24 protein-coding genes and 1 pseudogene are annotated in these 22,163 nt (G+C 69.1%); 12 read left to right on the forward strand and 13 right to left on the reverse strand.

Annotation, left to right across the window (positions count from 1 at the left end):
• The 5 genes from glcE to xerC form a co-directional block, all read left to right on the forward strand.
• Positions 1–883: glycolate oxidase subunit GlcE (gene glcE / locus ABYX71_RS03320; RefSeq protein ID WP_372694902.1), on the forward strand; the 883-nt coding region annotated here is incomplete at its 5' end.
• Positions 884–939: 56 nt separating this feature from the next.
• Entirely contained in the window at positions 940–1,815 is an 876-nt protein-coding gene (locus ABYX71_RS03325) for an ATP-binding protein (protein WP_372694904.1), read from the forward strand.
• A complete protein-coding gene (gene dapF, locus ABYX71_RS03330; protein WP_372694906.1) occupies positions 1,815–2,663 on the forward strand; it encodes a diaminopimelate epimerase in 849 nt (282 codons plus the stop codon). The genes ABYX71_RS03325 and dapF overlap by 1 nt, the downstream gene beginning before the upstream one ends.
• Positions 2,660–3,322, forward strand: coding sequence for a DUF484 family protein (locus tag ABYX71_RS03335; RefSeq protein ID WP_372694908.1), 663 nt, complete (start codon positions 2,660–2,662; stop codon positions 3,320–3,322). Before dapF ends, ABYX71_RS03335 begins: the two co-directional genes overlap by 4 nt.
• On the forward strand, positions 3,319–4,218 hold the full coding sequence (gene xerC, locus ABYX71_RS03340; protein WP_372694910.1) for a tyrosine recombinase XerC: 900 nt from the start codon (positions 3,319–3,321) through the stop codon (positions 4,216–4,218). Before ABYX71_RS03335 ends, xerC begins: the two co-directional genes overlap by 4 nt.
• 16 nt (positions 4,219–4,234) lie before the next feature.
• Here xerC and fnr read toward each other — a convergent pair whose 3' ends face one another.
• The 5 genes from fnr to ABYX71_RS03365 all read right to left on the reverse strand — a co-directional run bounded on the left by fnr (position 4,235) and on the right by ABYX71_RS03365 (position 7,572).
• On the reverse strand, positions 4,235–5,005 hold the full coding sequence (fnr, locus tag ABYX71_RS03345) for a fumarate/nitrate reduction transcriptional regulator Fnr (RefSeq protein WP_372694912.1): 771 nt from the start codon (positions 5,003–5,005) through the stop codon (positions 4,235–4,237).
• A gap of 84 nt (positions 5,006–5,089) precedes the next feature.
• Complete coding sequence (locus ABYX71_RS03350) at positions 5,090–5,668, reverse strand: MarC family protein (RefSeq protein ID WP_372694914.1); 579 nt, start codon at positions 5,666–5,668, stop codon at positions 5,090–5,092.
• A complete protein-coding gene (locus ABYX71_RS03355) occupies positions 5,665–6,435 on the reverse strand; it encodes a zinc-dependent peptidase (protein WP_372694916.1) in 771 nt (256 codons plus the stop codon). Before ABYX71_RS03355 ends, ABYX71_RS03350 begins: the two co-directional genes overlap by 4 nt.
• 2 nt (positions 6,436–6,437) lie before the next feature.
• On the reverse strand, positions 6,438–7,160 hold the full coding sequence (locus ABYX71_RS03360) for an NAD(P)H-binding protein (RefSeq protein WP_372694918.1): 723 nt from the start codon (positions 7,158–7,160) through the stop codon (positions 6,438–6,440).
• 229 nt (positions 7,161–7,389) lie between these two features.
• Complete coding sequence (locus ABYX71_RS03365; protein WP_372694920.1) at positions 7,390–7,572, reverse strand: hypothetical protein; 183 nt, start codon at positions 7,570–7,572, stop codon at positions 7,390–7,392.
• Positions 7,573–7,881: 309 nt separating this feature from the next.
• On the opposite strand from ABYX71_RS03365, the gene ABYX71_RS03370 reads away from it, so the two are divergent.
• From ABYX71_RS03370 to tadA, 4 genes are all read left to right on the forward strand, one after another.
• Positions 7,882–9,204 carry an aromatic ring-hydroxylating dioxygenase subunit alpha gene (locus ABYX71_RS03370; RefSeq protein WP_372694922.1) on the forward strand — a complete coding sequence of 441 codons (1,323 nt, stop codon included), beginning with the start codon at positions 7,882–7,884 and terminating at the stop codon, positions 9,202–9,204.
• Position 9,205: 1 nt separating this feature from the next.
• Positions 9,206–9,757 (forward strand): 3-phenylpropionate/cinnamic acid dioxygenase subunit beta, encoded by a 552-nt coding sequence (locus ABYX71_RS03375; RefSeq protein ID WP_372694924.1) that lies wholly within the window; start codon positions 9,206–9,208, stop codon positions 9,755–9,757.
• A gap of 157 nt (positions 9,758–9,914) precedes the next feature.
• A complete protein-coding gene (locus ABYX71_RS03380; RefSeq protein WP_372694926.1) occupies positions 9,915–10,247 on the forward strand; it encodes a hypothetical protein in 333 nt (110 codons plus the stop codon).
• Complete coding sequence (gene tadA, locus ABYX71_RS03385; RefSeq protein ID WP_372694928.1) at positions 10,247–10,708, forward strand: tRNA adenosine(34) deaminase TadA; 462 nt, start codon at positions 10,247–10,249, stop codon at positions 10,706–10,708. The genes ABYX71_RS03380 and tadA overlap by 1 nt, the downstream gene beginning before the upstream one ends.
• Before the next feature lie 18 nt (positions 10,709–10,726).
• Here the strand turns inward: tadA and ABYX71_RS03390 are convergent, their stop codons facing one another.
• On the reverse strand, positions 10,727–11,554 hold the full coding sequence (locus tag ABYX71_RS03390; RefSeq protein ID WP_372694930.1) for an alpha/beta fold hydrolase: 828 nt from the start codon (positions 11,552–11,554) through the stop codon (positions 10,727–10,729).
• 46 nt (positions 11,555–11,600) lie between these two features.
• The gene (locus ABYX71_RS03395; protein WP_372694932.1) at positions 11,601–11,906 is read right to left on the reverse strand and encodes an HU family DNA-binding protein; all 306 of its coding nucleotides are present in this window, start codon (positions 11,904–11,906) and stop codon (positions 11,601–11,603) included.
• Positions 11,907–12,072: 166 nt separating this feature from the next.
• On the opposite strand from ABYX71_RS03395, the gene ABYX71_RS03400 reads away from it, so the two are divergent.
• On the forward strand, positions 12,073–12,528 hold the full coding sequence (locus ABYX71_RS03400) for a universal stress protein (RefSeq protein ID WP_372694934.1): 456 nt from the start codon (positions 12,073–12,075) through the stop codon (positions 12,526–12,528).
• Positions 12,529–12,547: 19 nt separating this feature from the next.
• Here ABYX71_RS03400 and ABYX71_RS03405 read toward each other — a convergent pair whose 3' ends face one another.
• On the reverse strand, positions 12,548–13,831 hold the full coding sequence (locus ABYX71_RS03405) for an MFS transporter (protein WP_372694936.1): 1,284 nt from the start codon (positions 13,829–13,831) through the stop codon (positions 12,548–12,550).
• Positions 13,832–13,935: 104 nt separating this feature from the next.
• The gene (locus ABYX71_RS03410; protein WP_372694938.1) at positions 13,936–14,910 is read right to left on the reverse strand and encodes an alpha/beta hydrolase; all 975 of its coding nucleotides are present in this window, start codon (positions 14,908–14,910) and stop codon (positions 13,936–13,938) included.
• Between the two features lie 193 nt (positions 14,911–15,103).
• Here ABYX71_RS03410 and ABYX71_RS03415 point away from each other — a divergent pair, with 193 nt between their 5' ends.
• Positions 15,104–16,057, forward strand: coding sequence for a sensor domain-containing diguanylate cyclase (locus ABYX71_RS03415; RefSeq protein ID WP_372694948.1), 954 nt, complete (start codon positions 15,104–15,106; stop codon positions 16,055–16,057).
• A 272-nt stretch (positions 16,058–16,329) separates the two neighbouring features.
• Positions 16,330–17,532 (forward strand): MBL fold metallo-hydrolase, encoded by a 1,203-nt coding sequence (locus tag ABYX71_RS03420; protein ID WP_372694940.1) that lies wholly within the window; start codon positions 16,330–16,332, stop codon positions 17,530–17,532.
• Between the two features lie 23 nt (positions 17,533–17,555).
• On the opposite strand, the gene ABYX71_RS03425 is transcribed toward ABYX71_RS03420, so the two are convergent.
• The 4 genes and pseudogenes from ABYX71_RS03425 to ABYX71_RS03440 form a co-directional block, all read right to left on the reverse strand.
• The gene (locus ABYX71_RS03425) at positions 17,556–19,496 is read right to left on the reverse strand and encodes a bifunctional UDP-sugar hydrolase/5'-nucleotidase (RefSeq protein ID WP_372694942.1); all 1,941 of its coding nucleotides are present in this window, start codon (positions 19,494–19,496) and stop codon (positions 17,556–17,558) included.
• A gap of 215 nt (positions 19,497–19,711) precedes the next feature.
• Complete coding sequence (locus ABYX71_RS03430) at positions 19,712–20,806, reverse strand: NADH:flavin oxidoreductase/NADH oxidase (protein ID WP_372694944.1); 1,095 nt, start codon at positions 20,804–20,806, stop codon at positions 19,712–19,714.
• A gap of 253 nt (positions 20,807–21,059) precedes the next feature.
• On the reverse strand, positions 21,060–21,809 hold the full coding sequence (locus ABYX71_RS03435) for an MBL fold metallo-hydrolase (protein WP_372694946.1): 750 nt from the start codon (positions 21,807–21,809) through the stop codon (positions 21,060–21,062).
• A gap of 166 nt (positions 21,810–21,975) precedes the next feature.
• Positions 21,976–22,163: pseudogene (locus ABYX71_RS03440) on the reverse strand (hypothetical protein); the annotation flags it as partial.

Raw genomic sequence — 22,163 nt, forward strand, 5'->3', positions numbered from 1 at the left:
CGGTGACATGGTCATTACCGCGCGCGCCGGCACGTCACTGGCGCAGCTGGAGGGCGTATTGGCCGAGTGTGGGCAGATGCTCGGCTTCGAGCCGCCGAGGTTCGGTGGTGGCGGCACGCTCGGGGGCGCCGTCGCCGCCGGCCTTTCCGGCCCGCGGCGACCGTGGGCCGGCGCCGCGCGCGACTTCGTGCTCGGCGCGCAGGTGATCAACGGCCGTGGGGAGTGGGTGCGTTACGGCGGCGAGACCATCAAGAACGTGGCCGGCTACGATCTGGCGCGGCTGTACGCCGGCTCGCTGGGCAGTTTCGGCCTGATGCTCGAGCTGTCGGTCCGTGTGCTGCCGGTGCCACAGACCGAGCTGACACTGGTGCTCGCGCCAGCCGAGCCACGCCAGGCCATGGTGGATTTGCAGCGACGGCCGTGGCCACTTTCGGGCCTGTGCCTGCTGGACGGGCAGCTTTACCTGCGTCTGTCCGGCACGGCTGACGGCGTGGCGGCGGCACGGGCGCATATCGGCGGCGAGGCGCTGGCCGAGGGCGCTGCGTTCTGGCGCGGGCTGCGTGATCTCGAACTGCCGTTTTTCCTCGGTGCGCAGGCCCTGTGGCGGGTGTCGCTACCGCCGGCGGCGCCGCCGCTCGATCTGCCCGGCAGCTGGCTGGAGGACTGGGGTGGGGCGCAGCGCTGGCTGCGTACCGATGCGTCGGCGCAGCAGGTACGTGCGGCCGCCGCTGCGGCGCATGGGCACGCCACCCTGGTACGTGGCGACCGCAGCGGCGGCGTGTTCCAGCCACTGTCCACGGCGGCGGCGACGGTTACCCGGCGCCTGAAGGCGGAGCTCGACCCGCGGGGCGTGTTTGCCGGGGGTCTGGTGCCGCTCGACTAGGGCAGGGACGGCGAGCCGGTAGAATGCCGCCTCACCCGCAACGCCGCGCTTGCCGCATGGACCAAGAACTTGCCCGTTTCCTCGGCCGCGCCGAGGCCCTGCTCGGCCGGCTCGAACCGCTGCTGCCCGAGCAGCCGCAGCCGATCGACTGGCAGGTCACGCAGGCCGCGCGCTGGCAGGCGCTGCCCGGGCGGGGCGGTGCGCTGGTGCCGATCGACCATCCGCAGCGGATGGTGCTCGATGATCTGTTCGGCATCGATCGCGCCAAGGCGGCGCTGGAGCGCAACACGCGTCAGTTCCTGGCGGGCGCGCCGGCCAACGATGCCCTGCTGTGGGGCAGTCGCGGCACTGGCAAGTCCTCGCTGGTCAAGGCCCTGCTGACGCGTCATGCTCCGGACGGCCTGCGCCTGATCGAGGTGGACAAGGACCATCTGGTCGAGCTGCCGCAGATCATCGCCGCCGTGCGTGATCTGCCGCAGCGTTTCGTGGTGTTCTGCGACGACCTGTCCTTCGGCGCCGACGAGCCGGCCTACAAGGCGCTCAAGGTGGCGCTGGATGGCTCGCTGGCCGGCGGACGCGACAACCTGTTGATCTACGCCACCTCCAACCGGCGCCACCTGTTGCCGGAGTACCAGGAGGAAAACGCGCTCACGCGCCACGTCGGCGAGGAGATCCACTTCGCCGAGGCGGTGGAGGAAAAGATCGCCCTGTCCGAGCGCTTCGGCCTGTGGCTGGCGTTCCATTCCTTCGATCAGGAGCGGTATCTGGACATCGTCCGGCACTGGCTGCGCCGTCTTGGCTGCGACGATGCGCCGGACCGCTGGCGCGAGGCGGCATTGCGCTGGGCACTGACGCGCGGCAGCCGCAGCGGGCGCAGCGCCCTTCAGTTCGCGCGCGACCATGCCGGTCGCCGTCGCCTGGGAGAGCCCTGATGCGGGTGCTGCCGGCTGCCGGGCTGCGGTTTGCCAAGATGCACGGTCTGGGAAACGACTTCGTGGTCATCGACGGCGTGCGTCAGGCGCTGACGCTGACGCCCACACAGGTGCAGGCCCTGGCCGATCGCCATTTCGGCATCGGCTGTGACCAGGTGCTGCTGCTCGAGGCGTCGGCCCGGCCGCAGGCCGATTTCACCTACCGCATCTTCAACGCCGACGGGAGCGAAGTGGAGCACTGCGGCAACGGCGCCCGCTGCGCCGCGCGCTTCGTGCGCGAGCAGGGCCTGAGCGACCGGGACACGCTGTGCTTCGACACCCTGGGCGGGCTGATCCGCCCACGCCTGCTGCCCGACGGGCAGGTCGAGGTGCAGATGGGGGTGCCGACGTTCACGCCGCCGGACATCCCGTTCGAGGCGCCCGCCGAGGCGCTGGACTATCCACTCGAGGTGGCCGGCGAGACGCTGCGCGTCGCCGCGCTCGCCATCGGCAATCCGCATGCGGTTTTGCAGGTGGCGGACGTCGACCGCGCGCCGGTGGCCACGCTGGGGCCGCAGATCGAACGCCACGCGCGCTTTCCGCGCCGCGTCAACGCCGGATTCCTGCAGGTGCTCGATCGCGGCGAGGGGCGCCTGCGCGTGTATGAGCGCGGCGTCGGCGAGACGCTGGCCTGTGGCAGCGGCGCCTGCGCGGCGTTCGTGGCCGCTGTACGCTGGGGCGTGTTCGATGCCGCGGCGCGCCTGCACCTGCCGGGTGGCACATTGGAACTGGCCTGGGCCGGCGCCGGTACGCCGGTGTACCTGACCGGCCCTGCCGTCACCGTGTTCGAGGGCACACTTTCCGTATGAAGAAAAACACCGCCAAGCCTGCCGCCGACGCCGACCAGGTCGCGGCCTACCTGCTGCTGAACCCGGATTTTCTGGAGCACCATCCGCAGGTGTTCGAGGCGCTGGACGTGCCGCATCCGACCGGCGGCGCGGTGTCGCTGGTGGAGCGACAGGTGGCGGTCCTGCGCGAGCGCAACCGGGCACTGACCGCCCGTCTGGACGCCGTGCTGGAGGCCGCCCATCGGCATGACGACCAGTACCGCAAGCTGCTGGACATGGCCGTGGCGCTGGCGGCCTGTGGCGATGTGCCGGCGCTGCTGCACGCGCTGGAACTGCACCTGAAGCGCGACTTCGGCACCGGCGCCATGCGCCTGCTGACGCACGCCGCGCCGGCAGCCGCGCCGCAGCTGGTGGCCGACTTCGACGTGGCGCCGTTCGCGGCGGATCTCGAGCATGGCCATGCCCGTTGCCTGCCGGCGACCGAGCTGGAGGGCGTGCAGCCGTTCCTTGGCGCCCAGACAGCCTCGGCGGCGGTGCTGCCGCTCGGGGGCAGCGCACCGGCGCTGCTGTTGATGGGGGCCGAGGATGCCGAGCGGTTCAGTCCGGAGCTCGGCACCCTGTTTCTCGATCGCCTGGCGCGTCTGGTCGGCGCCCACTGGCACCGACTGGCCAGCGGGTGAGCGCGGCGGCGCCGACGGTCGACGCATTCCTGGCGGCGCTGGCGCATCAGCGCCGCGCCAGTCCGCACACGCTGAGCGCCTACCGGCGCGACCTTGAACGCTGCACGCGGCTGTTGCCGCTGCTCGGTGCCGGAACGCTGGTCGAGCTGACGCCGGCGCAGATTCGCCGCCTGGTCAGTCATCTGGCGCGCGACGGCCTGTCCGGACGCAGCATTGCCCGTCTGCTGGCGGCGCTGCGTGCCTATTACCGTCTGGCCATCGACCACGGCGCCTTGGCCTCGGACCCCGCCGCCGGCATCACGGCGCCGAAAAGTCCGCGCCGGCTGCCGGCCACGCTGGACGTGGACCACCTGGCCCGTCTGCTCGATTTCGCCGCCGAGGATCCGTTGGCGCGGCGCGACCGCGCCATGTTCGAGGTGCTGTACTCGTCCGGCCTGCGTCTGGCCGAGCTGGTGGCGCTGGACTGCGGTGATGTCGACCTGGCCGACGCCAGCGCGCGGGTCACCGGCAAGGGCCGCAAGACCCGCATCGTGCCGGTCGGCGCCCGTGCCTGTGCCGCGCTGGCCGACTGGCTGGTGCTGCGTCGCACGCTGACGGCCGAGCCGGCGGCGCTGTTCGTGAACCGCCGGGGCGGACGGCTGTCGGCACGCGCGGTGCAGCAGCGCCTGCGGCACTGGGCCGACCGCCAGGGCATCGACCGGCGGGTCTACCCGCACCTGTTGCGTCACTCGTGCGCCGGGCATCTGCTGGAATCGTCCGGCGACCTGCGCGCCGTGCAGGAGTTGCTGGGCCACGCCAGCATTGCCACCACGCAGGTCTACACCCAGGTCGACTTCCAGTACCTGGCCCGGGTGTACGACGCCGCGCATCCGCGGGCGCGGCGGCGCTCGGGCTGACGGGGCAGGGGATTCGTCAGGAGATGTTTCGCTGGCGCGTGCTGCCGGCGCCCTGTCCGGCGAACGTGGTCAGCGCGTCCAGGTCGACGATCCGCACCAGCCGCCCGGTGACTTCCACCAGCCCGTCGCGCTGCAGCTTGCCGAACGCGCGGCTGACGGTCTCGGCGGCCAGGCGCAGGTAGGCGGCAATGTCCTGTCGCGACATGGGCAGGTTGAATTCGGTGGCCGAGAAGCCGCGGTGGGCAAACCGCTGCGACAGGTCCAGCAGCAGCAGGCCCAGGCGCCGCTCTGGCAGGTGGTCTCCGAGCGCCAGAAGCTGCTGCTCCTTGCCGGCGATTTCCTGGCTCATCAGCCGCATCAGCTGGTGTTGCAGCGCCGGCACGCGGGCCGCGGCGTGTTCGAGCAGGTCGAATGCCACCTCGCAGACGCTGGACAACTCCAGAGCCTGCGCGGTGACCTGGTGCTGGTGCTCGATCAGGCCGTCGAGGCCGATGATTTCGCCGGGCAGGTGAAACCCGATGATCTGCTCGCTGCCGTCGATTCCCAGGGTGAACGTCTTGATGGCACCGCTGCGCGGCACGTAGATGGCGCGGAACGGCTCATCGACGCGAAACAGGGTCTTGCCACGGGGGTGCGAGCGCGAGCGCGACACGATGTGTTCGAGCTCGGCGACGTCGGCGTCGCTCATGCCGCGCGGCAGGCACAAGTCGTGCAGATTGCAGGTGGCGCAGGAAGCCTTGAGCCCCCCAAGTGAAAAGACGTTGTCGGATGGGGTGTGGCCTGCCATGCGTTCCTGGGGGGGATGAGGAAACTGTATGCAAACCTAACATACGCTTGACGCTGCGTTGTCAGAACCGTGCCTCTCGGCGGTTCAGAAGCGGCGTATTCCTTCCAGCATCATGTTCACTGCGATCAGATTCAGTAGCAGGCCGGTCAGTTTCTCCAGCGCGTTGATGCCACGCGGCCCGAGCCAGGCGGCGATCTGTCGGCCTGCCAGGAAGGTTGCCAGGGTGACCAGCAGCGTACACAGCAAGGCCGCGGCCAGGTGCCACAGCGGCACTTGCTGTTGGGTGCGCAGCAGCATGACGGTGGCCACCGCTGCCGGTCCGGCGATGGCGGGCACGGCGATGGGCACCAGCAGCGGGTCGGCCGCGTAGCCTTCGTCGAAGGCTCCTTGCGGGCCGCCGTAGATCATTCGCAGTGACAGCAGGAACAGGATCACGCCGCCGCCGATGTACAGCGCTGCCTGGCCGATGCCGAACACCTGCAGCAGGCCGGCGCCGCCCCAGCCGAACAGCAGCAGCACGCCGAAGGCAAACAACGACTCGCGCAGCACGGCGCGGCGGTAGGCGGCGGCATCCAGGCGGCCGAGCGCCGACAGCACCAGGGGCAGGTTGCCGAACGGATCGGTGACCAGCACCAGCAACAGGACCAGTTCGGCCGCGTTCACGGTGTGGTGGCCGGCAGGTAGAGGGCCGGGTCCTGGCGGTAAAACAGCGCCAGTTGCTCGTACACCGCCGGGTAACCGCGCTGCAGGTCCCGCGGCGCGTCGAAGAACAGTTCGCTGGTCACCGCGAAAAACTCCGCCGGTGATTCGGCGGCATAGGGGTCGACCACGGTCGACAGCCGGCGCATGGCACGCCGGCCAAGGTCCCGGTACGCCGCCGCGAACGCGGCGCTCCAGGCACCGGGGTCCATGCCCGGGTGCAGGGGCGGGCGGCCGTTGGCCTCACCATCGAGTTGGTCGAGCTTGTGCGCGCACTCGTGCACGACGACGTTGTAGCCGTCGCCCTGGCCGGCGGCGGCGACGTCCGCGAGGGACAGGATCAGCGGCCCTCGCCCCCACGACTCGCCGCTGCGCCAGTCCTCGATCTGGTGCACCACGCCGGTCTCGTCCACTTCCTCGTAACGGCTGCGGAACTCGTCCGGGTAGAGCACCAGCGCATGCCAGCCGCGATACCAGTCGAGCCCGAGATTCAGGATCGGCAGGGCGGCCAGCAGGGCCAGGGCCAGGGTTTCGGTGGTGCCCAGATCCAGCTCGCCGATCGGTTCGATGCTTTTCTGTGTCAGCAGCGCCCCGGCGAGCAGCTGCAGGCGCTCGCGTTCGCCGGCAGGCCGCGGGGCGAGGATCGGCAACGCCAGGAAGGCGGCCTCCCAGTCGGCCTCAGGGATGGCCGGCGCTGGCCGCCGCCAGGCCTGCCACAGCCGGCGCAGCATGCCTAGCTGGCCAGCGCGGCGAGCTTGGTGGCCAGCTGCTGGTCGTCGTCGTGGCCGGGTTCTCCCCAGAACACGCTCAGTTCGCGTCGGCTCGCGGCGGGATGGCTGGCGCAGGCGAGCAGCACCCGCGCCAGGTCGGCTCGACCGATCCGGTAACGCATCTCGAGCGGCCAGTCGCGGTCGGTCAGGGTGAGTTCGTGCGCGCCACCGGGCTTGTCGTTGAGGATGCCGGCGCGCACGATGCAGTAGTCGAGGCCACTCGCCTTGAGGTACTCGCCCTTGTCGAGCGAGTGGTCGCGCAGGCCCGGCTTGACCCGGTTCAGGATGCGCATTCCGGTGGATGGCTGCGTCAGGCCGATGGTCGACAGCAGCACCAGCCGCCCCGTGAAGCCGCGTTGCTTGCAGGCCTCCACGGTATTGACCAGGCCGCCGTACATGACGGCGCGAACCTTCTCCCGGCTGGCGAACAGGCCGCGCCCGCCGATGCCGCCGGTGATGTCCACCGTGAACACGATGGCGCGCCACTGGGGGTCCACCGCCTCGACCAGTGTTTCCGGGCGGGTGACATCGCCATAAACGACGCCTGCCTGGCTGCCGAACAGGTCACGGCCCTTGTCCGGGTTGCGCGCCACGGCGATGGCCGGTCGGCCGGCGTCGATCAGCTGGCGCATGGCGTGCAGGCCGCTGCCGCGCGTGGCCCCGATGACGGCAATCGTGTCGGTCATGGTCTTCCCCCTCGGGAGCGGATGGGCAGGGAGATTGTAAGGAAATGCGCCTGCGTGCTGCCGATGATGGGGCACGCTGTGGCCGCCTGGCACTGGGTGGGGTGTTCGCGTCTGTCCGTCGGCCGGTGTTCGCACGTCGCTGTCGCGTGCATGGGCACGCGGCGTGATCGACCGTTCGTCCGCGCCGGATGGCCCGCACCGGGCCTGCGGGGCGGTCGGCGCGCGTCGCTCAAGCGTCGTTGCGAAGGCGGCGCAGCGCCAGACGCACGGCGGCCTGGCTGCATGGCCCGGGGTCGGTCAGGAGGGTGTGGCAGGCGGCAAGCACGGCCGCCTGCAGGGCGTCGTGCCAACTCGGGTCGGTGGACGGTGGGGTGTCGCGCACGTCGTGCGCGCCGGCACAGGACTGCGGCATGGCCAGGCTCCTTCCGGTTCTTCAGGACAACGGACCTGGCTTGCCGCGCGCAGGAGGAGAGAGGGATCCGCAGCTGGCTAACGTCCGGGGTCGATCATAACCCAAAGATAAGAATAATTGTCATTCGCGTTTCAAAAGGCGGTTTGGGTTGCCCCGTTCGGGGGTGCGCCGCCATGCGGGCTTGATGCCGGTCAAGAGGCGCCTGGGCGGTCTTTCGATACTGCGTGCTGTTCGCACCGACCGGTGTCGACATGCCGTTGTCGTGTGCCCGGGCGCGCGGCGACATACCCACACCACGGAGGGTTTCGCGTGAAAGACGTCACCAAGCTGATCCTGGAGGACGGCGCCGTCCAGGACCGCCGCATCTACTGGGATCAGGACATCTACGAGCAGGAGCTGGAGCAGATCTTTGCCCGCGCCTGGCTGTTCCTGGCGCACGAGTCACAGTTGCCGAAGCCGGGCGATTTCCTGACCACGCGCATGGGGGAGGACAACGTCATCGTCGCCCGCCAGCCGGACGGGAGCATCAAGGCGTTCATCAACTCCTGCCCGCATCGCGGCAACGTGGTGTGCCATGCCGACAGCGGCAACGCGCGCTCGTTCACCTGCGCCTACCACGGCTGGGCCTTCGGACTGGACGGCGACCTGGTTACCGTGCCGCTGGAGCACGACACCTACTACGACGCCATCGAGCGCCCGCGCTACGCCATGCACCCGGTGGCCAAGGTGGAAAGCTACAAGGGCCTGGTGTTCGGCACCTTCGACGCCTCGGCACCGTCGCTGCGCGACTACCTGGGCGACATGGCCTGGTACATGGACAGCTTCCTGGACGTGCCGGGTGGCGTGGAGCTGCTCGGTCCGCCGATGAAGTCGATCCTGAACTGCAACTGGAAGGTACCGGTCGAGAACTTCATCGCCGATGGCTACCACGTGGGCTGGGCGCATGCGGCGGCCCTGAAGGCCATCGAGTCGCCGCTGTCGCCGCTGGCCGGCAATCAGGCGTACGACGTCAACACCGGCCTGCAGGTGGCCACCCGGGGTGGGCACGGCTTCGGCGTCATCTGGGACGCGGCGGCGGCCATTCACCCGGACGGCGCGCTGTACCGCGACTGGATTGCCCAGCGCGAGCCGCTGGTGCGCGAGCACCTGGGCGAGTGGCGGGCGCGCTTCTACAACGGCCACTGGGACGCCAGCATCTTCCCGAACTGCTCGTTCCTGTACGGCACCAACACCTGGAAGCTGTGGCTGCCGGCCGGTCCGCACAACATCGAGGTGTGGACCTGGACGCTGGTCGAGAAGGACATGCCGGAAGCGCTGAAGCAGATGATGGTCGCCACCAACATGATGACCTTCGGCACCGCCGGCATGCTCGAGACCGACGACGGCGAGAACATGGAGCAGTGCACCGGCAGCAACCGCGGCTGGGTGACCCGCCGCGGCAAGCTGTATTCGGGCATGGGCCAGGTGCGTGAGGGCACCCACCCGGAACTGCCGGGCATCGTCGGCAAGGGCAGCGTGTGCGAGAGCTCCAACCGCGGCTTCTACCGCCGCTGGGCCGAGCTGATGAGCGGTCGCAGCTGGGAGGAGATCGCCCGCGAACCGCATTACGCACCCAACCGCCAGGTGGCCTGACATGAACGCACCCACACACGTCAAAACCCCGGCCAATCCGCGCTATGTCGACCGCGACACGCTGTTCGAGGTCGAGCGCTTCCTGATCCGCGAGGCGCGCATGCTCGACGAGGAGCGCTTTCGCGAGTGGTGGCACACGCAGCTGACCGAGGACGTGCACTACGTGCTGCCGGTGCGCGAGGTGCGCATGCGCGCCGACAAGAAGCCGGTCGGCAGCAACCCCGGCGCCTATGTGTTCAACGACAATTACCCGATGCTCGACATGCGCATCCGGCGCCTGGAGACCGGCCTGGTGTGGATGGAGGACCCGCAGAACTACATCCGTCGCTTCGTCAGCAACGTCGATGCCGCCTGGGCCGACGTGGCGGGCGAAGTGGATGCGTGGTCCAACTTCATCGTCTACCGCAACCGCCGTCAGCGGGACGAGACGGTGGTGTGGGGCACCAAGCAGTGCCGCCTGCGCAGGGTGGACGGCCAGTGGAAGCTGGCGCGACGCGTGATTCTGGTCGACCAGCGCGTGGTGCTCGACAAGAACCTGTACTTCTTCATCTAGACCACGGCGCCCGACGGGCGCGACCCAACCTGCCGACCGCCGGTGGTGTGAGCCGCACGCCACCGGCGGTTTGTTTTTGGCCGGTCGGTGCTTGAATCGGCGGCATACTGTCGGCATTTCCTACCCCTGTCCCGGCAGCACATCCGCAGGAGAGTCCATGCGTCTTTTATTCGTTGCAGCGGCCGCGCTGGTGCTGGCCGCCTGTACCCAGGAAACCCAGAACGAGATTGGCCGGGCGGTGAAGAACTGGACCGGTACCAACGGCGTGCTCGAGGTGTACTCGGGGGGTGAACTGGTGCGGCGCTTCATCGCGATCGACAAGCTGACCACCGCCTCCGGCACCAAGGACGGGCAGCCGCGCCCGTACCGCTTTGGTTACGGCGTGCTGGACGAGAACCTCAACGGCCGTCGCGACGACAGCGAGAAGAAGGTGTATTTCGAGATCAGCGATTACGCCACGCCGTACGTCTTCTACGAAAACCCACGTTGATGCAGGCTGAGCGCGACCTGCGCTGGATGGCGCAGGCGCTGGAACAGGCGCAGGCGGCGCAGGCGCTGGGCGAGGTGCCGGTCGGTGCCGTGCTGGTGCGCGAGGACACGGTGCTGGGTGTCGGCTTCAACCGGCCGATCAGCGGCTGTGACCCGACCGCGCATGCCGAGGTGGTGGCGCTGCGCGCGGCGGCCGCCGACGCGGGTAACTACCGCCTGCCGGGCAGCACCCTGTACGTCACGCTCGAGCCGTGCGCCATGTGCGCCGGTGCCATCGTGCAGGCGCGCGTGCAGCGGGTGGTGTTCGGCGCCCGCGATCCGCGGGCCGGGGCGGCGGGGTCGGTGTTCGACGTGTTCGGGGAGCAGCGGCTGAATCACCGCCCGGCGGTGACCGAGGGGGTCATGGCCGAGGCGTGCGGCGACCTGCTGCGCGCCTTCTTTCGCCGCCGGCGCGGCGCCTGAGCGCCGGCGGCAGCCGCGTCATTCCTGGAGGAAGTCCAGGCACAGCTTGTTGAACAGGTCCGCCTTCTCGTACTGCACCCAGTGACCGCATTGCGAGAACACGATCAGACGCGCGTTGTCGCATTCCTGCAGGATCTCCATGCCGGACTCGACCGGGCAGGCGCGGTCGTCGCGGCCCCACAGCACCATGGTCGGCAGTGTTTTCAGCAGGTGCAGGCGCGGACGCAGGTCGTCGATGGACAGGGTCTGGAACACCCGTGGCGGCTGCGTGCAGGCGACCTCGTAGCGCTCGTCGACCAGCTGGTCGGTGACGTCGTCGTTCGAGTACGCCATGTACTCCAGGAAGCGGCGCAGCTTGTCCTTGCTGAAGCCGCCTTCTTCCTGGCCCAGTTCCTTCAGCTTCTGGATGGCCGGCATGGCCAGATAGCGTTCCATCGGGCCGATGCCGCCGGGACCCATGACCACCAGTTTCTTCACCCGCTGCGGAAAGTCCTGGGCGAAGCGGATGGCCATGGCGCCGCCCATGGAGTTGCCGACCAGCGTCACCTGCTTCAGCCCGAGCTGGTCCAGCAGCTTGACCAGGCAGTCGACCAGGGTCTGGAAGTCGAAGTTGCCGTCGGCCGGCTTGGACGACAGACCGTAGCCGAAGGCGTCCGGCGCGATCGCGCGGTAGCCGGCGTCGGCGAACACCTGCAGGTTGCGCTGCCAGTTGGTCCAGCCGCCGGCGCCCTGGCCGCCGCCGTGCAGGAAGATGACCGGGTCGCCGCTGCCCACGTCGTGGTAGTGCAGCCGGTTGCCATTACCCATGTCAGCGTAGTTGGCGACGGTGTTGTGTTGATATTCCATGGTTTCCTCCAGGGGGCGCGGTCTGGTCCGGAAGGGCCAGGGCGGCCTAGTCGTTGTCGGTGAAGGGGTCGGTGCTGTTGTCGACCAGGTGACGCAGTTCCTTGCCCGGTTTGAAATGCACCACATAACGCTCCCCCAGTGGCACCGGCGCACCGGTTTTGGGGTTGCGCGCCAGTTTTGGACGCCGATAGTGCAGGCTGAAGCTGCCGAACCCGCGGATCTCGATGCGTCCCCCGTGGCTCAGGGTGTCGATCATCTGCTCTTGCAGCAGCTTGACTGCCAACTCCAGATCCCGGGCCGACAGGCCCTCGATGTCCTGCGCCAGCAATGCGATGAGTTCGGAACGGACCACTGCGAAAAGGCTCTTGGTTGCTTCTTGGTGGGGCGATGGCGCGGCGCCGCCGGCGGATTCTAAAGCCAACTCAATCAGTTGTGGACTGCGATCAAGTGTGCTGGCACCGCCGGCCGGAGCGGCTTGCTACCATGACGCCATAAAAACACTCTCGGAGGTTGTCGTCATGTCCACCGCTTCTCTTGATGTTCGCAAGGTGTTGGTGCCGCTGGATTTTTCCGACCCGTCACAGCGTGCCATGCAGTATGCGCGTCGGTTTGCGGAGCCGAGCCAGGCCGAGCTGATTTTGCTGTACGTCATCGAGCCGGTGGCGTATCCGGCAGAACTGGGCGTGGTCATCAACCTGGATGCGGACCTGACTGAACGGGCCCAGAGCGAACTGCAAAAATTGCGCGAACAGCATCTGGGCGACTACTCGAATGCCCGCTGCCTGGTACGCAGCGGGGTGGCCGATACCGAGATCGTGACGTGCGCCGGGGACGAGCAGGTGGACCTGATCGTCATCGGTACGCACGGGTTTTCCGGGCTCAAACATTTGCTGCTGGGCAGCACCGCCGAGCGGGTGGTGCGCGACGCGAAGTGCCCGGTGCTGACCGTGCGTCACCATACGGACGACGACTGACACCGCAGCCGGCCGGCGCTCAGCCGGCGCGGCGGGGCACGCGCTGCACCACCACGGCGGCCAGAACCGCCGCCACCGTGAGCAGCAGGATTCCCGGGCGGTAGCTTTGCGTCGCCTCCAGCAGCCGGCCGAGCACCGCCACGGTGATGAAGCTGCCGAGTGCGCCGGCCGAGTTGACCACGGCGATGGTGACGGCCGCCATGTTCGGTGCGACTGCGCCGGTGACCAGCCCCCAGAAGCAGCTGAAGGCGGCACCGGCACCGGTCAACGCCACCAGCATGCCGGCGAAGACCATGGGCACGCTGTCGGCGTAGGCCATGATGACGTAGCCGACGGCGGCGAGCAGCGCCCCGGCGGTGACATGCCAGTGGCGTTCCCGGCGCCGGTCCGAGTGGCGTCCCCAGCCGACCAGGGCCAGCCCGAACAGCAGATATGGCAGGCCAACCACCCACCCGACGGCTGTGGCGCTCAGCGGGGCGTCGATGGCCTGCACCAGCTTCGGGCTCCAGAAGATGATGCTCGAGAAGGCGCCGAGGAACAGAAAGTAGGCCAGCGCGAGCATCAGCACCGTCGGGTGCAGCATCTGCCGCAGCAGTCCGTGCGCGATGATGGGCGCGGCGCCGCGTTCCTCCTGCAGGGTTTGCTCCAGCCAGTTGCGCTGTGCCGGTGTCAGCCAGTGGGCCTGGGCCGGCCGGTCGGGCAGGATGAACAGCACCACCATGCCGAGCAGCACGGTAGGCACGCCTTCGACGATGAACAGCCATTGCCAGCTGGCCAGTCCGGCCAGCCCGCCCATGCCGTCCATGATGGCGCCGGACAGCGGGCCGCCCAGCAGTCCGGCCACGGCCAGCGCCAGTGCGAACTGGCCGATGGCGGTGGCCCGGTCGCGGTCGCGGAACCAGTAGGTGAGGTACAGGATGATGCCGGGGTACAGGCCCGATTCGGCCACGCCCAGCACGAAGCGCATGACGTAAAACTCGAACGGCGTGCTCACCGTGGCCATGGCGGCAGATACCGCGCCCCAGATGAGCATGATGCTGCCGATCAGTCGCCGTGCTCCGATGCGTTCGAGCAGCTTGTTGGCCGGTACCTCGAACAGGAAGTAGCCGAAAAAGAACAGCCCCGCGCCCATCCCGTAGATGGCGTCCGAGAACCCCAGGTCCTCGTTCATGGTGAGGGCGGCGAAGCTGACGTTTACCCGGTCCAGGTGGGCCAGGATGTAAATCAGGATCAGTAACGGGATCAGCCGCAGGGTGACCTGCCGTCGTACACCCTCAGCGAACAGCCGCTCCTGGTCGGTCATGATGCTCCCCCCGATGTGTTTTTCTGGTGCCGGCGTGGCGCCGGGGCGGGCATGATACCCGCCCCGGGGGCGAGCCGAAGTACGCCGGAGGGCGCTGTGGGGCGTCAGGCGCGGATGATGGTGCTGCGACGATGCTCGTCTTCCGGGAAGGCCCGTCCGGTCATCAGCGTGCCCCAGATGTGCTCGAACACCAGGCCCGGCTGGCCGGGGGTGGTGCCGGAGCGAAAGTACGTGTGTCCCTTGGGGGGATCGTAGGCGGTGTTGACGTCGTCACAATCGACCGAAAAGACGTTGCTGGGGGTCAGCAGGATGTCCTCCGGCCCGGTATGGCCGAGGCGGCGCGAGGCGATCTTGTTCTTCAGGTTGGCCACCTTGCTGGAGCGCAGGGCCATGTCGTCCGAGGCGAAATACACCACCACGTTGCGCGAGGCGTGGCTGATCAACTCGCCGGTTTCACCCTTGTGTATGGACTCGTTCTCGATGTCTGCCGCCACCAGGTAGGTGTTGCGGAAGATGAGGGGCACGCCATTGGGCAGGTCGTACTTGTTCCATGCCCACAGCGTTTCGCGCAGTACCCGGTTGCCCATGGAGTGCGCCAGCACGTTGATGCGCTTCAGGCACGGGTCTTCGGTCGGGTTGCGGGCGCCGTCCTCGCGCCACGCCAGAAAGTGGCCGAGCACCCGCGACAGCGAAAAGGCACTGGCGTCGGCAGCCTTCTGGTCGTCCCAGTAGTCCTTGACCAGGCCAAGGTCGTCGTCGCAGGGCCACACCACCGGCAGGACCAGCACTTCATGCTGCTTTTTGGCGTCGCACAGGGCCTGGAACTCGGCCGCGGCCGCGAACACCGCCTCCGGCAGGTTGGAGTAGCCATGGATGTAGATCAGCAGTTGGCGGTATGGCGAGGCCTTCAGCTCAGACATGAGGTTGAAGCCGCCGATCTCCTCGCAGCTGCCGTCCGGCAGCCGCCGGCAATAGAAGACCGAGTTGGCGGCGGCGTTGTTCTTGAGGTCGAACTCAAAGCGTCGGCCGACGCGCGTGCGGATGCTCTGGGTCGGAAAGCGGTTGGTAATGAATAGCATCTGCCACCTGTGCTGTGTGAGTGAGCAGGGGCCGAGTGTGCCGCCGCAGCCTCGTCGTGGCTGTGACCCGCTGCACACCTTGTCCGGTCCCGAGATGGCCCTGCTATGAACAAGCGTTTATCATCCGGCCAGCGGCGCTGGCGCCGATCCGACACACGTGTTCAGTGCTCGCAGGCACAGGAAGGAGACGGTTGTGCAGGCTCCCGATAATGCGGTGGACGAGGCAGGCCGCCTGGATGCGCTGCATTCGCTCAATGTGCTCGATACCGACCCCGAGGAGCGTTTCGACCGCCTGACGCGCACGGCCCGGCGGTTGTTCGACGTGCCCATCGCGCTGGTAAGCCTGGTTGACGCGAACCGGCAGTGGTTCAAGTCCTGCATGGGGCTGGGCGTGCGTGAAACCCCGCGGGACGTTTCGTTCTGCGGGCACACAATCCTCGGCAACGACGTGTTCGTCATTACCAATGCCTGCGAGGACCCGCGGTTCGCGGACAATCCGCTGGTCACCGGCGAGCCGCACATCCGTTTCTATGCCGGATGTCCGTTGACGGGTGGCGGTGGCCACAAGCTGGGTACGTTGTGCGTCATCGACTCGCGGCCGCGCGAATTCGGACCGGACGATGCGGCGGCGCTGAAGGACCTGGCGGCGATGGCGCAAAGCGAGTTGACCGCGATGCGGATGGCGACCGAGGATGCGTTGACGGGCATTTTGAATCGGCGCGGTTTCGAGATGCTCGCGCAGCAGGCGCTGTCGATGTGTCTGCGGCAGGGTTCGGCGGCGACACTGCTGTTCTTTGATCTGGACAAGTTCAAGCAGGTCAACGACACCTACGGTCATGCCGCCGGCGATCATCTGTTGCAGCGCTTCGCTGCGGCACTGGCCAAGTCGCTGCGCGATTCCGACGTTTGCGGTCGCCTCGGTGGCGACGAGTTCGTTGCGCTGTTGACCAATACCGATAAGCGGGCCGCCACCGAGGTGGTGGCCAAGGTGCGCGCGGTGTGCGCCGCGGCCCAGGTGGACCCCGGCGAACCGAGCATCGCGTTCTCGCACGGGGTCGTTGAGTTCGATCCCGAACGCCACGCGTCGATCGCAGGGTTTCTCGCCGATGGCGACGCCAAGATGTACGCCATCAAGCGCAGCCGGTGATGCGCGGCGTCGGCGAGTGGCAAGCGCCACGGCTTTTCACCGCCGGCTGGCAGGCGGCGTGTCGGCGGAGCGTCACCGCTATCGGGCGGGAATGCGGCCACATGGTCGGTCAGACGGTCGGTCAGCTGTGCGGCAAGTTGTGCTGACGGCGCATTGAAGCCGGCGTGCCCAGGCAGCCGGCATCTGGCAGCGGCGGGGCGGCAGCTTCAGGGTGACTGCTGACCATCCCGTGCGAGCGGGGTCGGCAGTCGCCGTGCCGAGGGGGAGACGAAATGTGTCAGGAAGTCGCTCACGCGGTGCAGCTGGCGCTGTCGCGCCGTGGCCTGCTCAAGGCCGGCATCGGCGTCGGGGCCGCCGCCGCGGCCGTGTTGCTGGGCGGGCCGGCGGTGGTGCAGGCGGCACCGGCGCCGGCCGACACCGCGGCCGATTTCGACACCCGGCTGACGCTGCTCGGCACGGCCGGGGGGCCGGCCTGGTTTCCCGGCAGCACGCGCCGGGGCATTGCCAGCGCCCTGCAGGTGGGGGAACACACGTACCTGATCGACTGTGGCGACGGCGCCGCCGGGCAACTGGCCGCGGCGCTGTTGCGCGGCAACGGGCAGGCGCACCCGTTCCGGCTGCTGGAGCCGCTGCGGGCCATCTTTTTCACGCACCTGCATTCCGACCACGTGGTCGACTACAACAACGTGCTGCTGCAGGGCTGGACGGCGGGGCTGGGACGCATCCGGCCGGTGCAGGTGCTGGGGCCGGGTCCGCGCGGCGAGTTGCCGCCGGTGTTTCAGGTGCCCGGCCGTCCACGGGCGGCGCCGGCGGCGGTGTTCCCCGAGTCACCCACCCCGGGTACGGTGCAGATGACGGACGGCATTTTTCGCGCCTTCGCCACCGACCTGAACGACCGCATTCGCGACTACCTGTGGCCGGATCTGCGCACGCTGGTGCAGGTGCAGGACATCCGCCTGCCGGACATCGCCGCCTTTCGCAGTCCCAACCAGACACCGACGCCGGACATGGAGCCGTTCGAGGTCTGGGCCGACGAGCGGGTGCGCGTCAGCGCCACGCTGGTGGCGCATGCGCCGGTGTTCCCGTCGTTCGCCTTCCGATTCGACACGGCGGACGGCGCGGTGGTGTTTTCGGGCGACACCGGACCGTGCCGGAACCTGGTGCGCCTGGCGCGCGATGCCGACGTGCTGGTGCACGAGGTGATCGACGTGGCGTGGGTGGAGCAGCTGTTTCCGGCGCCGCGCGACGAAGCGGCCGACGCGCTCATGCACCACCTGCTGTCGGCGCACACGTCCATCGAGGACGCCGGGCGGGTGGCCGAGCAGGCCGGCGCCAGGACGCTGGTGCTCAGCCACGTGATTCCGCACAACCTGGGGGATCAGCGCCTGCGCGAGGCGGCGCGTCACTATTCGGGCCGGCTCATTCCCGGTCACGACCTGGCAGCCATCGGGATTGGCCGCCGGCGGGCGGCGTGATGTCGCCGGTGGCCGTCTGACGGTCAGGGCAAAAGAACGATGCGGTCCTGTGGGCCCGGCGCGACGCCGGCCGGATTGGCGGCGAAGTACGCTTCCAGCGCGTCCAGATCCTGCGCGCCGCCCAGCCGGCCGGTGCCGGCGCGCAGCACGTAGAACTGGTCGCCGCCGTCGGCCAGAAAGCTGTTCACGGTGATGCGATAGCCGGCCGCCGGGTCCAGCGGCGTGCCGTCGAGCAGGATCGACGCCGGGTCGACGTTGTCGCACGGCGTGCCTTTTTCCTTCCAGGCGTAGGTGAAGCCGTTCGACACCTGCAGGATGCGGTTGGACGGCTGACCGGCCGGCGGCGCGTCGGCCGGGTAGCCGGCGGTGCAGCCGGTGAACTGCTGTTCGAGCAGGGTGTGGATCTGCGTGCCGGTCAGCGTCATGGTGACCAGCGAGTTGCCGAACGGCTGCGCGGTGAAGGCCTCGCCATAGGTGACGTTGCCGTCGGTCTTGCCGGGCGCGCTGTACGGCAGGTCGGCACGAATGCCGCCGGGGTTCATGAAGGCCACCACCGCGTCGCCGAAGCCGGCATCGTCGGTGGCGTCGAGCTGCGCGTCGGCAATCACGTCGCCCAGCGCCGACTCGCCGGCGCTGTTGGCGCTGCGGCCGAGCGTGGCGGTGATGGTGCCGATGACCCGGTTCCTGGGGCCGTCCGCCAGCGCCACGTAATTGGCCACCAGTGGTGTCAGTCGTGGCGACTGCGGCACGTCGGCGTCGTTGGGTATGGCCACGTTGCGGGCGCTGACGGCGGTGACGTCGTGCCGGCGGGTGTCGAGGGTGAGGTCGATGTCGGTCACCAGGCGGCCGAAGGCGCCGGCCGAGGTCACGCGCACCGGCTGGCCGTCGCGGTTGTCGATCAGGCAGTTGTAGGCCCGGTGCGTGTGGCCGGAGACCACCAGGTCCACCTCGCCGTGCAGGCGGTTGACGATGTCCACGATGGGTCCGGACACGCCGTCGCAGGCGTTGCTGCCGCCCGAGGCGAGGCCGCCCTCGTGGATCAGCACCACGATGGCGCGGATGCCCTGGCCGCGCAGCGTGCCGATCAGCGCGTTGGCCGTGTCGGCCTCGTCGCGGAACGCCAGACCCGTCACGCCGGACGGGGTGACGATGGTCGGCGTGCCTTCCAGCGTCATGCCGATGAAGGCCACCTTGTTGCCCAGAAACTCCTTGACGCCGTAGGGCGGGAACAGGGGGTCGCCGCTGGCGGTGTCCACCACGTTGGCCGCCAGAAACGCGAACGCGGCGCCGGCGAACTGGCCGTTTTCGAGGTCGTCCGTCAGGCCAAGGCCGGTGTACGGGTCGGTGGGATGGTTGCCGCCATGCTGCATGCGCAGCAGCTCGTCGCGGCCGTCGTCGAACTCGTGGTTGCCGACGGCGTTGAAGTCGATGCCGATGCGGTTCATCGCCTCGATGGTCGGTTCGTCATGGAACAGCGCCGACACCAGCGGGCTGGCGCCGATCAGGTCGCCGGCGGAGACCACCGCATGCTGCGGATTGGCGGCCCGCAGCTGGTCGATGACGGTCGCCAGGCGCGCCACGCCGGGTGTGCTGCCGGCGGCCTCGAGGTTGCCGTGGAAGTCGTTGAAGGCAATCAGCTTCACCGTCAGCCGCTCGCCCACGCCGGAGCGCCGAGCCTGGGCGATCAGGCGGGCGCGGTCGGGCGCCGGCAGCGCGCCGGTGCGCAGGGGGTCGTGCGTCACCTGCGTCACATGGCGCACAAATTCACCCTGGCTGCCCCAGGGGTCCTCGTCGCGAATCAGCCCGTCCAGCGTCTGACAGCCGTCGCCGAGCATGCGGTCGGCCACGCCGGTGTCGTGGTCGCCGAAGGTCACGTTGCCGTCCGGCGCGACACAGGCCGCCAAAGTCTGCGACGTGATCAGGCCGGCGAGCAGCAGGGCGGCGCAGGGGATTGCGTTGTTCATCAGACCCTCCCGACAGTGCAAGCGAGGCCGCCGCACCGTGGACGGCGCGGCGGGTGTCGGGACCGGATGCTAGGCAGCGGACTTGACGGGGCGCGGTCAGGGGCGTGACAGAATCGCGACCGCGGATGAGAGGGCGCGGCCCGGCGCCGCGCAATCGTGGCGGGGGCGTGCTTGTTGCCGATCCGATCGGGCGCGGCAAGGCGCCGTGACGGGGCTCAGCGCACCGCGGACAGCCAGTGCGCGTACGGCGGCGGCAGCACCCAGGCGGGCCTTTCGATGCCCAGCGCGCGCGCCGCCTGGTAGGTCCAGTGCGGGTTGGCCAGGTGCCCCTTGCCGACCAGCACCTGGTCCATGAGCCCGTCGTGCAGCACCTGTTCGGCGACGGCGGGATCGCCCAGGTTCCAGGCGCTCGACACCGGGATGTCCGCCTCGCGCCGCACGCGCCCGGCAAACGGTGCCAGAAACGCGGGCTGGCCCCACGGAACCTTGGATCTGGGCGAACTGAAGGCGCCGCTGACGCTGAGCAGGTCCAGCCCGCCGGCCTTGAAGCGGCGCGCCAGTTCGATGGATTCGGCCAGGGTTTCCTCGTCCCGGCCGTCGAATTCCACCACGCCGAAGCGCACCGTCAGCGGCAGCCGCTCCGGCCACACCTCGCGCACCGCGGCCAGCGTTTCCAGCAGAAAACGGCAGCGGTTGTCGAAGCTGCCGCCGTAGGCGTCCGTGCGCTGGTTGGCGTGCACCGAGAAGAAGCTCTGTGCCAGGTAACCGTGCGCGAAATGCAGCTCCAGCCACTCGAAGCCGGCCTCCAGGGCGCGGCGGGCGGCGGCGGCAAAGTCGCCGCGCACGCGGGCGATGTCTTCCGGCGTCATGGCCTGCGGCACCTTGGGCAGGTGGGCGCCGAAGGGCAGGGCGGACGGCGCCAGGGTCTGCCAGCCGCGCGGGTCGCTGTCCGGAATGTGGTCGTCACCTTCCCACGGCCGGTTGGCGCTGGCCTTGCGCCCGGCGTGGGCAATCTGGATGCCCGGCACCGCGCCGCCGGCCTTGATGGCGTGCACGAGGGGCACGAAGTCCTGCGCCAGGTCGTCGTTCCAGATGCCAGTGCAGCCGGGCGTGATGCGTCCCTCCGGCGACACGGCGGTGGCTTCCACCACCACCAGCCCGGCGCCGCCGCGCGCCAATGCCGCCAGGTGCACGCGGTGCCAGTCGTTGACCCGCCCGTCGACCGCCGAGTACTGGCACATCGGCGGCACGCCAATGCGGTTGCGAACGGTGACGTCCTTGAGCGTGAAGGGTTGAAACAGTGCGGCCACGGTTGGCTCCGGTCTGTCTGGTGGGGCGCAGGCGTGCTGCGCGTCGAAATGGCGGCAAAGCGTACACGTCTGTGACGATTCGCCAAGCGGGGGGAAGCTGAGGGGGGCGATGGGCGTGGGCGTGCGGCGCGCCAGATGCCCGCGGGCGCGGCGCCTGCCGTGGAGGCTGTGCCGTACGGTATCCGGTAGGGGCAGGGGCAGGGGCGATCGGCGTGCCGGATGCTCAGCGCGCAAGCCGGATCTGGCCACAAGTTCAGCGTGAGGGAATATCCGCGACCAGGGCGTCGCGCAGCTGCCGCAGCAGGGCGCCGCCATCGCCGCGGAACGACGAGCCGTGCATGCAGGCCAGCAGCCGTGGCTCCAGGTCGGCGAGCCGGTTCACGATGTCGCCGGCATTGCAGACCGGCGCGAAGGGGAAGACTTGCCGCATGGCCTCGCTGGGAGCCCAGATGGACGCCGGCGAATCGGTGATCGGCGCCACGTCGTTTCCCGGCTGGCTGAACAGGTCGCCGCACAGCAGCACCCGGTCGGTTTCGTCGAACAGGTAACCGCATTCCATGTTGTGCGGTACGTGCGGGGCGTCGACCCAGCGCACCGTGCGCCGGCCCAGGCACAGCGTCTCGCCATCGGCCAGCGCGCGGGGCGGGCGATCGGCCAGGTCGTCGATGGACACCATGGCTGCCACCTGGCTGCACAGGGGCTGGGCCTGCGGCGCCACGGCGAGCCAGTCGTTGAGGGCACCGCTTTCGTCCGCCTCCACGTGCGAAAAGGCGATCCAGCGCAGCCGCGTCGGGTCCATGACCTGCCCCAGTGACGCCAGGATGCCGGGGAAAAGCCGTCGGGGTCCGGTATGGAACAGCAGCGGCTCGCGGTCCAGGAGCAGGAACTGGTTGAACGTAAAGCCCCCGGGCATCACGTCCGGCGGCACGGCCGTGCTGATGCGAAACAGCCCGGGGGCGATTTCATCGATGTCCGTGCCGATTCTGGTGGCGCTGGTGGACATGGCACGCTCCTTCGGTGGCCCATGCGCGGTGGGCCGCTCGACATGCCCCATCGGGCAGGCGTCGGCCGCTCTGGCCAGCATAGCGCGGGCGCGGGGCGGGCGATCGTGCGTCACGACGCTTTCTCGCCGGCACGCGTATCCCGCTCCGCGGGTCACGGCGCCAGCGTTACAGCTGCGCCGCGTCGCCGCCGTCATGCCGGTTGCCGCCCGCCCGCCGCGCCAGGGTGCGTCGCCGCCACACGATCACCGCCACAAGCAGCAGGCAGGCCACGCCGACGGCGGCCGGAAACAGCACGGTGGTCAGTGAGTACGCCTCGAGCGCCAGGATGACGATGGCGTTGCGCGCCGCTGCCA

This window comes from Immundisolibacter sp. (assembly GCF_041625615.1).
Lineage (GTDB): Bacteria > Pseudomonadota > Gammaproteobacteria > Immundisolibacterales > Immundisolibacteraceae > Immundisolibacter.

Coding starts and splice junctions, on each gene's coding strand:
- ABYX71_RS03420 (WP_372694940.1), top strand. CDS start 16,330: ATGTGTCAGGAAGTCGCTCACGCGGTGCAGCTGGCGCTGTCGCGCCGT.
- dapF (WP_372694906.1), top strand. CDS start 1,815: ATGCGGGTGCTGCCGGCTGCCGGGCTGCGGTTTGCCAAGATGCACGGT.
- ABYX71_RS03365 (WP_372694920.1), bottom strand. CDS start 7,572: ATGCCGCAGTCCTGTGCCGGCGCGCACGACGTGCGCGACACCCCACCG.
- ABYX71_RS03435 (WP_372694946.1), bottom strand. CDS start 21,809: ATGTCCACCAGCGCCACCAGAATCGGCACGGACATCGATGAAATCGCC.
- ABYX71_RS03325 (WP_372694904.1), top strand. CDS start 940: ATGGACCAAGAACTTGCCCGTTTCCTCGGCCGCGCCGAGGCCCTGCTC.
- fnr (WP_372694912.1), bottom strand. CDS start 5,005: ATGGCAGGCCACACCCCATCCGACAACGTCTTTTCACTTGGGGGGCTC.
- ABYX71_RS03355 (WP_372694916.1), bottom strand. CDS start 6,435: ATGCTGCGCCGGCTGTGGCAGGCCTGGCGGCGGCCAGCGCCGGCCATC.
- tadA (WP_372694928.1), top strand. CDS start 10,247: ATGCAGGCTGAGCGCGACCTGCGCTGGATGGCGCAGGCGCTGGAACAG.
- ABYX71_RS03380 (WP_372694926.1), top strand. CDS start 9,915: ATGCGTCTTTTATTCGTTGCAGCGGCCGCGCTGGTGCTGGCCGCCTGT.
- ABYX71_RS03335 (WP_372694908.1), top strand. CDS start 2,660: ATGAAGAAAAACACCGCCAAGCCTGCCGCCGACGCCGACCAGGTCGCG.
- ABYX71_RS03410 (WP_372694938.1), bottom strand. CDS start 14,910: ATGCTATTCATTACCAACCGCTTTCCGACCCAGAGCATCCGCACGCGC.
- ABYX71_RS03405 (WP_372694936.1), bottom strand. CDS start 13,831: ATGACCGACCAGGAGCGGCTGTTCGCTGAGGGTGTACGACGGCAGGTC.
- ABYX71_RS03390 (WP_372694930.1), bottom strand. CDS start 11,554: ATGGAATATCAACACAACACCGTCGCCAACTACGCTGACATGGGTAAT.
- ABYX71_RS03425 (WP_372694942.1), bottom strand. CDS start 19,496: ATGAACAACGCAATCCCCTGCGCCGCCCTGCTGCTCGCCGGCCTGATC.
- ABYX71_RS03375 (WP_372694924.1), top strand. CDS start 9,206: ATGAACGCACCCACACACGTCAAAACCCCGGCCAATCCGCGCTATGTC.
- ABYX71_RS03400 (WP_372694934.1), top strand. CDS start 12,073: ATGTCCACCGCTTCTCTTGATGTTCGCAAGGTGTTGGTGCCGCTGGAT.
- ABYX71_RS03360 (WP_372694918.1), bottom strand. CDS start 7,160: ATGACCGACACGATTGCCGTCATCGGGGCCACGCGCGGCAGCGGCCTG.